At 42.3% G+C, this 12,228-nt stretch carries 6 protein-coding genes; 5 read left to right on the top strand and 1 reads right to left on the bottom strand.

From position 1 onward, the window contains the following. Positions 1-7: 7 nt before the first annotated feature. Complete coding sequence (locus tag NK987_RS08340) at positions 8-3,385, bottom strand: methylmalonyl-CoA mutase family protein (RefSeq protein ID WP_259263475.1); 3,378 nt, start codon at positions 3,383-3,385, stop codon at positions 8-10. A gap of 363 nt (positions 3,386-3,748) precedes the next feature. Here NK987_RS08340 and NK987_RS08335 point away from each other — a divergent pair, with 363 nt between their 5' ends. The 5 genes from NK987_RS08335 to NK987_RS08315 all read left to right on the top strand — a co-directional run bounded on the left by NK987_RS08335 (position 3,749) and on the right by NK987_RS08315 (position 12,063). Then, complete coding sequence (locus NK987_RS08335; protein WP_258422557.1) at positions 3,749-4,837, top strand: site-2 protease family protein; 1,089 nt, start codon at positions 3,749-3,751, stop codon at positions 4,835-4,837. Next, a complete protein-coding gene (locus tag NK987_RS08330) occupies positions 4,834-7,476 on the top strand; it encodes a cation-translocating P-type ATPase (RefSeq protein ID WP_258422556.1) in 2,643 nt (880 codons plus the stop codon). Before NK987_RS08335 ends, NK987_RS08330 begins: the two co-directional genes overlap by 4 nt. Positions 7,477-7,537: 61 nt before the next feature. Continuing rightward, complete coding sequence (locus NK987_RS08325) at positions 7,538-9,676, top strand: glycoside hydrolase family 97 protein (RefSeq protein WP_259263474.1); 2,139 nt, start codon at positions 7,538-7,540, stop codon at positions 9,674-9,676. Between the two features lie 345 nt (positions 9,677-10,021). Continuing rightward, the gene (locus NK987_RS08320; protein ID WP_258422554.1) at positions 10,022-10,435 is read left to right on the top strand and encodes a GxxExxY protein; all 414 of its coding nucleotides are present in this window, start codon (positions 10,022-10,024) and stop codon (positions 10,433-10,435) included. A gap of 125 nt (positions 10,436-10,560) precedes the next feature. Beyond that, on the top strand, positions 10,561-12,063 hold the full coding sequence (locus NK987_RS08315) for a glycoside hydrolase family 32 protein (RefSeq protein WP_258422803.1): 1,503 nt from the start codon (positions 10,561-10,563) through the stop codon (positions 12,061-12,063). The last annotated feature ends 165 nt before the right edge of the window (positions 12,064-12,228 follow it).

The following is a 12,228-nucleotide window of genomic DNA, read 5'->3' as shown; positions in this document are numbered from 1 at the left end:
TACTTCCCTACATATTCCTCCTGTACTGGCCGCCTACTTCATAAAGTGACCTTGTAATCTGACCCAAGGAACAGGTTTTGGCAGCTTCCATCAGTCTTTCAAATATATTTTCATTGCGAACAGCGACATGTTGCAGTTCGTTCAATTGGCTTGGTGTAAGGTCAGCGTTTTTTTCATGAAGTTGGAGAAGCGTCTGAATCTGGGCTTCTTTTTCTTCCTGAGTGGCACGGATGACCTCGCCCGGAATGACAGTCGGTGAACCTTCAGATGACAGGAATGTATTTACTCCGATAATCGGATATTCTCCGGTATGCTTCAAAGTCTCGTAATAGAGGCTTTCTTCCTGAATTTTACCTCTTTGATACATCGTTTCCATAGCACCTAGGACTCCTCCCCTTTCGGTAATCCTGTCAAACTCTTTATACACAGCTTCCTCCACCAAATCTGTAAGTTCTTCGATGATAAAAGCTCCTTGGATCGGGTTTTCATTTTTTGCCAATCCCAATTCCTTGTTGATGATCAGTTGAATCGCCATAGCCCTGCGAACAGAAGCCTCTGTCGGAGTGGTGATGGCTTCGTCATAAGCGTTGGTATGAAGGGAATTGCAGTTGTCATAGATCGCATACAGCGCCTGAAGGGTCGTTCGGATATCATTGAAGTCAATCTCCTGTGCATGTAGCGAGCGCCCTGAAGTCTGGATATGGTACTTGAGCATTTGCGAACGCTCATTCGCACCATATTTCAATTTCATTGCCTTTGCCCAGATCCTTCTTGCAACCCTTCCGATTACTGCATATTCCGGATCAATCCCATTGGAAAAGAAGAAGGAAAGATTCGGCGCAAATTGGTTGATGTCCATTCCTCTAGACACATAATATTCCACATAGGTAAAACCATTTGAAAGTGTCAAAGCCAACTGTGTAATGGGATTGGACCCTGCTTCAGCGATATGGTAACCCGAAATAGAAACAGAATAAAAATTTCTGACATTTTGGTCAATAAAATACTGCTGCATATCCCCCATCAATCTCAGAGAAAATTCAGTGGAGAAAATGCAGGTATTCTGAGCCTGATCTTCTTTGAGAATATCGGCCTGTACGGTTCCTCTGACATTGGCCAAAGTAAAAGCCTTGATTTTTTCATAGACTTCCTTCGGCAAAACCTGATCGCCTGTCACGCCCAAAAGCATCAGGCCAAGGCCATCATTTCCTTCAGGAATTGGTGCATTGTAAGTAGGCCTTACAGCACCTTTTTCTTTATAAATAGCCTCAATTTTGGATTTGACTTCTTCCTCCAATCCATTTTCTTTGATATAAATCTCACATTGCTGGTCAATGGCTGCATTCATAAAAAATGCCGTCATGGCTGCTGCAGGACCGTTTATTGTCATAGAAACCGATGTCATCGGGCTGGCAAGGTTAAACCCTGAATACAGCTTCTTGGCATCATCCAAGCAACAGATGTTGACTCCGGAATTTCCGATTTTGCCATAGATATCAGGTCTATAATCCGGATCCTCACCATACAAAGTCACTGAATCAAAAGCTGTTGAAAGTCTTTTGGCTGGCAATCCTTTAGATACATAGTGAAAACGCTTATTGGTACGCTCAGGTCCGCCTTCCCCTGCAAACATTCTCGTTGGATCTTCTCCTTCCCGCTTGAAAGGGAATACGCCCGACGTGTAAGGGAATTCTCCAGGTACATTTTCTGTCAGTCCCCATTTCAACAAATCTCCCCAAGCTTCATATTTAGGAAGGGAAATCTTCGGGATTTTGGATTGTGAAAGGGAAGTGTAATAAGTCTGAATCTTGATTTCCTTGTCTCTAACTTTGAACACATAAAAATCATCTACATACTTTTGGGCTTTTTCAGGCCATTGTTCAAGCCATCTTTTGTTCTTGGGATCAAGCTCCAATTCCACCTGCGCATAGACTTCCTGAAGTTCTTTGACCAACCTATCAACGTCAGACACTTTGGTGGATTTGACTGCCTCTATGGATTTTTGTATGCTGTATAGCTTTTGAGCTACTTCCTTCTGGGCAGCCACCCACTTGTCATAACCACGGTTATTTTCGGAGATTTCTGAAAGGTATCGGGTTCGGGAAGGTGGTATGATGTAGATCTTCTCAGACATTTCCTTACTGAGCTTAAAGGAAGTCTGCAGGTCAACGCCCGTTTTCTCTACCATTTTATGGATGATTCCTTTGTATAGGTTATTCATCCCCGGATCATTGAATTGCGAAGCAATGGTCCCATAAACTGGAATATCCTCATCAGCAATATCCCAAAGGTTATGGTTGCGTTTGTATTGTTTTTTGACATCTCGGAGGGCATCCTGCGCACCTCTTTTGTCAAACTTGTTCAATGCAATGATATCCGCAAAATCGAGCATATCGATTTTCTCCAATTGTGTGGCGGCACCGTATTCGGGCGTCATCACATACAATGACATGTCTGAGTGCTCGATGATCTCTGTGTCTGACTGACCGATTCCTGAAGTTTCCAAAATAATCAAGTCGAAATCAGCTGCTTTGACAATATCTACCGCATCCTGCACATATTTGGAAAGGGCGAGATTGGATTGCCTTGTGGCCAACGACCGCATGTAAACATGGGAATGATTGATGGCATTCATCCGAATCCTGTCACCCAAAAGTGCTCCTCCTGTCTTTCTTTTGGAAGGATCTACCGAGATAATCGCAATGTTTTTATCAGTAAAATCAATCAAAAACCTCCTGACCAATTCATCCACAAGGGAAGATTTACCCGCTCCTCCCGTACCGGTGATTCCCAAAACTGGAGCTTTGCTGTTGCTTGCCGATTTTCTGATTTCTTCCAAAAGGGATTTACTTTCATCAGGAAAATTCTCCGCAGCAGAAATAATCCGCGCGATGCTTGATTGATTCGATTTGTCCAGTTTGATGTTTTGGAAATCATCCCCAACAGGAAAATCAGAGGTACTTACGAGGTCATTGATCATACCCTGCAAACCCATCGCCCGTCCGTCGTCGGGTGAATAAATCCGGGTGATCCCATATTCATGCAGTTCTTTGATCTCCTCGGGCAAAATTGTGCCTCCACCTCCACCAAAAATTTTGATATGACCTGCGCCTTGCTCCTGAAGCAAATCAAACATGTATTTGAAAAATTCCACATGTCCACCTTGGTAAGAAGTGATCGCAATCGCCTGCACATCCTCCTGAATGGCGCAATCGACGATTTCCTGAACAGACCTGTTATGTCCGAGGTGGATGACCTCACAGCCTGTTGCCTGGATGATCCGTCTCATGATGTTGATCGCGGCATCATGTCCATCAAAAAGAGAGGCAGCGGTAACAAGTCTGATGTGGTTTTTGGGTTTATAAATCTCTTGGGTAAATGACATTTTATTTGGGTTAATATATCCTACAAACAGCCGAAGATCATCAGTGTTTTGGATGATAAATGGAATAAATTAATTCATAAATAATCGAATGCGAATATAAGAAAAATAAAAAAGTCGAAAGGTCAAAAAACCGGTCATATCCAAACATTATTTGGAATTATATATCCATAATTCTTATCACCAAACAGACTTTGGATTTCCCTTCAAAATTCAGGGGAATCCACAACTGTTTTCCAAAAAAGAGAATCATTTTTATTCCTGACCAATATCAGCAATTTTGAGATTTCTGATTATTTTCTTTGTAGGGTACACCGATAAAATGGCTTAAATTCGGATTCAACCATACACTTTAACTTGATTCTTATGAAATTATCCTTGTCTTTGGGAAGTTACAAAAATGTAAAGGTTTATATCCATTGGACTTTTTCACTTTTGCTACTTTGGATTATCATCTCTAATTCACGTCAGGGAATGCCAGGGATGGACATTCTGTGGATCATTATCTTTGTTTTGGCTCTTTTTGCCTGTGTTGTTTTTCATGAATTTGGGCATGCTTTGGCCGCCCAGAAATACGGAATCCAGACCAAGGACATCGTCTTGTATCCTATCGGTGGTGTTGCCAGGCTGGAAAAATTACCCGAAGAACCCAAGCAGGAACTTTGGGTCGCTATATCAGGCCCTTTGGTGAATATTGGGATATTCTTGATTTTATCTCTTGTCCTGAATTTTACCGGATTTGATATAACCAATCTGGAACAGCTCGAAAGTATCAAAATCGGCCCAAGCACCATCGTCCTTTACCTTGCTTCTGCAAATTTGATCCTGGCACTTTTCAATCTCATTCCTGCATTTCCTATGGATGGAGGAAGGATTTTGAGGGCATTTTTAGCGATCCGTATGCCAAGGGCAAAAGCGACCAAAATCGCAGGGAGTATCGGTCAGTTTTTGGCTATTTTCTTAATTTTCTTTGGCCTTTTCAATAACCCCATTTTGGTTCTGATCGGGGTGTTTATTTTCCTTGGTGCAGGAGCTGAGGTCAGCCATACCCAACAGGAAAGTTTGCTCAAGGGATTTAAAGTAAAAGATGCGATAATGATGAAATTCCAGATTCTCGGTTTTGACGCACCTCTTTCTAAGGCGGTTGAGAAATTACTCAATTCCCAGGCAACGCATTTTGTGGTGGTCAAAGACGATGTGGCGGTAGGAACATTGAGCAGAAATGAAATCATCAAGGGATTGCAGGAGGGTGGAGAAAACCTGTTGATTGAAAAAGTTGCTGATATGAATCCTATGAAAGTGGAAACTGAAGAAGACTTAGATGAGGCTTGGAAAAGGATGCTCACAGAAAGTAGGAAAGTTGCTTTTGTAATAGAAAACGGTCATTTTCTCGGGATATTGGACCAGGAAAATATCAGTGAATTTGTCATGGTGAAGACGGCTATCCAAAAATGATTTCATTGCCTGCATATCCCCACAGCATTGAAGCCAAAGAGCTCCTACGACAGCTGGGAAGCAGGGAGGACGGGATTTCAGGTAAAGAATCGCAAAAAAGATTACAGGAGTTTGGGCCCAATGAAATTCCTGATGCGGGTAGAAAACCCATCTGGAAAATTGTATTGAAGCAGTTCAACAACCTGATGGTTTACATCCTTTTGGCGGCAGCTTTGATCTCATTTTTTACAAAGCATTACGTTGATGTTTACGTCATCCTTGCGATAATCATCATCAATGCCATTATTGGATTTGTTCAGGAATACAAAGCGGAAGGGGCGCTGATTGCACTCAAGAACCTGCTCGTCCCACAATGCAAAGTAATCCGAAACGGAGAGTTGCAGACCGTCAATTCCAGGGAATTGGTACCGGGGGACATAATTGCTTTGGAAGAGGGAGATAATATCCCAGCAGATGCGCGGGTTATTTATGCCAAAAATGCAAGGACATCAGAAGCTTCACTGACGGGAGAATCGGTACCTGTCAGCAAAACCTCAGATACCCTTTTTGGTGAAATTCCTTTGGCCGAAAAATCAAATATGGTGTGGAAAGGCACTTTTTTGGCAGGAGGATCAATCAAAGCCGTGGTAACTGGCACAGGTTTAAAGACCCAAATTGGTGAAATCGCCACCAGCATCCTGCAGATAGAACCCAAAAAGACCAATTTCCAAAACAAAACTGATAAGCTCGCCCGTCAGATGGCCCTCATAGCCATAGCGAGTGCGGTAGTGCTATTTGTGGTAGCCTACTTTTTTAATGATTTTGAGATCAACGAGATTTTGTTGATTTCCATCGCGGCACTTGTATCCGCCATTCCGGAAGGACTCCCTGCAGTCCTTTCCATCGTCATGGCAGTGGGATCACATCGGATGTCAAAAAACAATGCGATCATCCGGGAAATCACAGCAACAGAAAGCCTCGGATCTGTCAGCACGATCGTCACCGACAAGACAGGGACACTCACCCAAAACACCATGACCATCAAAAAGGTATGGGTTCCCAATGCCAAAGAGGTGGACGTACTTGGTGAAGGATGGGACAGTGAGGGGGAATTATCTGGGCAAAAAGAAGACATCGAAGCCATCGATTTATTGCTAGAGATAGCCTCCCATTGTCACAATTCGGCCATACAAGAAGATGACAAAGGCATGTTGGTCGTAACAGGTGACCCGACAGAGGCGGCCTTTTTGGTGTTGGGAAACAAAGCGGGGAAATCCAAAGACCATACCATCCTTGAGGATGTGGCCTTTAACTCCGACATCAAATACCGCTCGACTTTGGTGGAAAAAGGAGAAAAAAAAATCAGGTTTTATATCGGGGCGCCAGAATCCATATTGGAGATCTGTACCTCACTTAAACTGAGTGACGGGGAAACAAAAACCCTTGATGAGCCTGAAAAATCCATCATAAATGAAAAAATTTCTTCTTGGTCCAAGGAAAGCCTGCGGGTATTGGCCCTTGCCATTAAGGAAGAACACACCGGTCCCCAATCAGACCAAAACCTGGAATTCATTGGGTTGGCAGGGATGATGGACCCTCCCCGCCCGGGAGTATATGAAGCCGTCAAATCCTGCCATTTGGCAGGTATTCGGGTAATCATGGCCACGGGAGACCATGCTGACACCGCTTTGGCGATTGGTAAATCTGTTGGCATTGTAAAAGAAGGACGAGAAAAGGTCTATACCGACTCCGATCTTTCAAAAATGTCAAAGGAAACCTTTGACCTTGCTGTCCAAGAATCCGATGTATTCTGCAGGCTTACCCCTGTGATGAAACTCAACATCGCTAAATCCCTTCAGAACCAGGGTGAACTGATTGCCATGACAGGTGACGGGGTAAATGACGCCCCCGCATTAAAGCAGGCCAACATCGGAATTTCGATGGGGATTTTGGGCACTGATGTGGCCAAAGATGCCTCAATGATGGTCTTGGCTGATGATAATTTTGCTACCATCGTCAAGGCTATTGAGCAAGGGAGAATTGTCTTCAATAATGCTAGAAGAACCTCATTCTTTTTGATTTCTACCAATTTTGCGGAAATATTGATCTTGATATTGGCAGTTTCATTTGGACTGCCCATGCCCCTAACAGCTACTCAGATTCTTTGGATCAATCTGGTAACAGACGGCTTTTGCGACAAGGCTTTGGCTGCCGAACAAGGAAAAGGAAACGAGCTCCAATCTCCACCCATTGATCCCAAAGAGAATATTCTGAACAAATCAGTCTACCCTTTTTTGATCATCAACACCATTCTAATGACCGGAATTTCTTTGACAGCTTATCTCTATTACCTCCCGGAAAGCCTAGAAAAAGCCAGAACCATAGTATTTATAACCATGGCCTTCAGTCAACTTTTTAATGTGCTCAATATGCGGAACCTTGAAGGTTCAACTTTCAAAATCGGGCTTTTCAGCAATAAATGGGTGAATTATACACTCTTGATTTCTATTTTACTTCAGATCATAATTATTGAGATTCCTTCTATGGCTACTTTATTTAAATTTATTCCGATCACATTCTGGGAATTCATCTTTTGGGCGGGCATTACTTCTCTGGTATTTTGGATCACCGAAGTTTTCAAATATTTTAGGTTCAAATAAAAACTAGCCCTAATTTGTGTGACCAATCTCAGCTACATCAACAATCATTGACATCAATCCCATGAGAAAATCAATCTTTCTATCCCTTCTATTGAGTTTTTGGACTATCCTACTTTGGGCTCAGACTTTGCAATCCCCAGATGGTAACCTAAAATTAAACTTCGAACTGATCGAAGGCCATCCTACATACCAACTGACTTTCAAAGGAAAGGAAGTCATCAAGCCAAGCAAATTGGGTTTGGAGCTGAAAAACAAGCCTTCTCTTACAGATGGTTTCAGCCTGAAAGATTCCAAACTAGACTCCAAAAATGAAACCTGGACTCCAGTCTGGGGAGAGGAAAAAGAGATCCGAAACCATTACAATGAGTTGGCTGTAACCCTAACGCAGCCAGAAACAAGCAGGACCTTGGTCATCAGGTTCCGTCTGTATGATGATGGTCTGGGATTCCGATATGAATTCCCTTCCCAGCCTAATCTTGCGCATTTCGCGATCAAGGAAGAAAAAACCCAGTTTGCAATGGCAGGAGACCATACTGCTTTTTGGATTGCTGGAGATTATGATACGCAAGAATACGACTACACCGAATCCAAACTATCTGAAATCAGGCCTTTGATGGCATCTGCTGTTACAGCCAATTTAGCGCAAAAGCCCTTTTCCCCTACAGGAATACAGACATCGCTGATGATGAAAACGGATGATGGTCTCTATATAAACCTTCACGAGGCGGCGTTGATCGATTACTCGACCATGCACCTCAACCTCGATGATAAAAATATGGTTTTCGAATCCTGGCTGACACCCGATGTATTGGGGGACAAAGGCTATCTGCAGACCCCAAGCCATTCGCCATGGAGAACCATTATCGTAAGCGACGACGCAAGAAAAATCCTCGTATCAAGGATGACCTACAACCTCAACGAACCTTCCAAAATAGAAGACACTTCTTGGATCAAACCCATGAAATATGTTGGTGTTTGGTGGGAAATGATCACCGGAAAAAGTTCTTGGGCGTATACAGACGAGTTTCCTGCAGTGAGAATCGGAGAAACTGATTTCTCCAAAGCGAAGCCAAACGGCAAGCATGGTGCAACGACTGCCAATGTCAAAAAATATATCGATTTCGCGGCCAAACATGGTTTTGATGGCGTTTTGGTGGAAGGATGGAATGTTGGCTGGGAAGATTGGTTTGGCAATTCCAAAGATTTTGTATTTGATTTCCTCACGCCCTATCCTGATTTTGACCTGGTGGGAATCCGAGATTATGCCAAGAGCAAAGGCGTAGAAATGGTCATGCACCACGAAACGTCTTCTTCTGTCAGGAACTACGAAAGGTTCATGGATGAGGCCTACAAATTCATGAAGGACAATGGCTACAATGCCGTGAAAAGCGGCTATGTGGGTTTTATACTTCCCCGAGGAGAGAATCACTACAGTCAGTGGATTGTCAACCACTACCAATATGCTTTGGAAAAAGCGGCTGACTACAAAATCATGGTGAATGCCCACGAGGCTGTTCGTCCGACGGGAATCGGCCGAACCTATCCTAACCTGATCGGCAATGAATCGGCCAGGGGAACAGAATACCAGGCATTTGGCGGTTCCAAACCAAACCATGTGACTGTCCTTCCATTTACAAGATTGATTGGAGGACCGATGGACTATACTCCGGGGATTTTTGAAATGGATATCAGCAAAATCAATCCACAGAATAACTCATGGGTCAACAGTACTTTGGCCAACCAACTTGCACTTTATGTGACAATGTACAGCCCGCTTCAGATGGCTGCTGACTTACCGGAAAATTACGACAGGTTTCCCGATGCATTCCAGTTTATCAAAGATGTAGCTTTGGATTGGGATGAAAGCAGGTACCTGGAAGCAGAACCCGGATACTACCTTACGATTGCAAGGAAAGAAAAAGGGGCTTCGAATTGGTTTGTCGGAAACGTGAACGGAACGAGTGAGAGGGTTTCCAACATCAATTTTGACTTCTTGGATGCAGGCAAAACCTACATTGCGACCATTTATTCAGATGCAAAAGACGCTCACTACCGAAACAATCCCCAAGCCTACAACATCAGAAAAGTGGTCGTCACCTTCAAATCCAAGCTTTCCCAAATGAGCGCTCCCGGCGGTGGCTATGCCATCAGCATCAAGGAAGCAAGTAAAGAAGAAATAAAGGGGCTGAAAAAGCTTTAAATATTATAACCACAAAGAAACAAAGTACACAAATTTGAATAAGGTCCTTTGTCTCTTTGTGGTTCTTTTTTTTACACAAAAACCAGATGAAATTCGTTTCAAAAAATAACTATACTATTTTTAATCTTTAAATAAACTCTCCTGCTTTGATAGCAATAAATTTAACAACCATAAAGAAACAAAGGATACAAAGTTGAATCAGGTCCTTTGTATTTTTTTGTGTCTTTGTGGTTCATTAATTATTGTCAAATTAATCAATCAATATTTTATTCTTAAACTAGTATTTTTTTTATTTAAGGCTTTATTTGTAGTTTTTAATTAAACTATTAAATCCAGTTTTGTTTTATGAAAGTAACGAAGACTTACCTTAACAATCTCACTTACAAAATCAACGGGGCGGCAATTGAGGTTCATAAACATTTGGGGCCAGGTCTCTTGGAAAGTGTTTACCATAAATGCTTGGCGCATGAGCTTGAATTGAGAGGAATTCAATTTATTTCTGAAATGTCAGTTCCTGTTAATTACAAAGGTTTAGAAATAAGGACTGATTTTAGGTGTGATTTTTTCATAGAAAATATTATAACAGTCGAGCTAAAAGCAGTTGAAAAAATACCCAACATTGATGAGGCAAGGCTTTTAAATTATATGAAACTTCTTAAATCCCCTAAGGGAATAATGTTCAATTTCAATGTGATAAACCTTTTTCAAGAGGGACAAAAAACTTATGTGAACAGTTTCTTCGCAGACTTACCAGAATAAATTCTCCTTTTGTTTAACACAAGGCATTTTGAAATTTTTTATTCAAACTCCACATTTTGTTATTAGATTGAATTCAATTTCTGTTCTAAAAAATATCATTTGACTTCCCTGCTTACGAAACCATGATGACTAAAAATATTCTCAGATCAACCCTGTTCCTATTTATGATTTTTTCTTGTGGTCCAAAAGGGTCAGAAATTCAAGAGTCCGAAAGGGGAAACAACGAACCTCACCGACCACAATATCACTTTACGCCTACCGACAACTGGATGAATGATCCAAATGGCATGGTGTATCTCGATGGGGAATACCATCTGTTTTACCAATATTATCCAGACAGTACCGTTTGGGGGCCGATGCATTGGGGACATGCGATTTCCACTGATTTGGTTCATTGGGAGCACCTTCCTGTGGCCATCGAACCCGATTCTTTGGGATATATTTTCTCAGGTTCGGCAGTGATCGACCACGACAACACAAGTGGTTTGGGAACCAAAGAAAATCCCGCCATGGTAGCCATTTATACCTACCATGATCCTGTGGGAGAAAAAGAAAAAAGAATCGATTTCCAGACTCAAGGGATAGCATACAGCACAGATAAAGGCAGAACCTGGACAAAATACGCCGCGAATCCTGTGTTGAAAAATCCGGGAATCAAAGACTTCAGAGATCCAAAAGTGTCATGGGTAGAAAGAGAAGATGGTTCTGGCAAATGGGTCATGTCCTTGGCGGTCTTGGACAGGATCAGTTTTTATTCTTCTCCAAATCTATTGGACTGGACATTGGAAAGTTCCTTCAACCCGGATTGGGCGGCTTATGGAGGCGTTTGGGAATGCCCTGATTTATTCCAATTGAAAGCATCAGACGGAACTGAAAAGTGGGTTCTGTTTGTCAGCATCAATCCCGGAGGTCCAAACGGCGGCTCCGCAACCCAATATTTTATTGGAGACTTTGATGGAAAAAACTTCTCAGCAGAACATGAAGATGTCAAATGGTTGGACTTTGGTGCGGACAATTACGCTGGGGTCACCTGGTCCAATGTACCGGAACAAGACGGTAGAAAACTTTTTATTGGTTGGATGAGCAATTGGGATTATGCCCAAGTCGTACCAACCCACCCTTGGCGATCGGCGACAACTTTGCCTAGAAGTCTAGAATTGGTTAAATCTGGAGATGGCTTTCTAGTAGCCTCAAGGCCTGCTGCAGAATTACAAGCCTTAAGAAAATCCACTATTGAAATCACAGAAAAATCCATAGCATTGGAAGAAGAATTGGTGGAATTAGAATTGACACCGACCGTCGGAAGTAATTTTGAGATTGAACTTTCAAACGAAAAAGGAGAAAAAGTCATTTTTAAAAAGTCAGATGACAATTTGGTTTTTGACAGAACAGCTTCAGGTTTGGTAGATTTCGAAGCAAGATTTGCCAAAATCCATACCGCTCCGCTTAATGGTTTGGAAGTAAAATCCCTCAAAATATACATCGACCGCTCGTCTGTTGAGATTTTTGTCAATGATGGCGAAATGGTCATGACGGAATTGGTTTTTCCGACTGAGCCTTACAGTAGATTAAAACTTACAAGCTTTGAAAATCCTGGATCCATGCATTATCTCAAGTCAATTTGGTAATCAAAAAAGCCTATCGCCTTTGGCAATGTCTCCACTGCCAAATTTTTACAAAATCTTGGGGATACACCAATGAAGGCACAGACTGGGCGAGCTTTTCGCATTTGGCAGTGTTTCCACTGCCAAATTCACTTAAAGAATGTCCGTGAAGACACGGACATTGGCGGC

Source organism: Aquiflexum gelatinilyticum (genome assembly GCF_024813435.1).
GTDB classification, from domain to species: Bacteria; Bacteroidota; Bacteroidia; order Cytophagales; family Cyclobacteriaceae; genus Cognataquiflexum; species Cognataquiflexum gelatinilyticum.
This window is presented reverse-complemented; position numbering and strand designations above follow the sequence as displayed.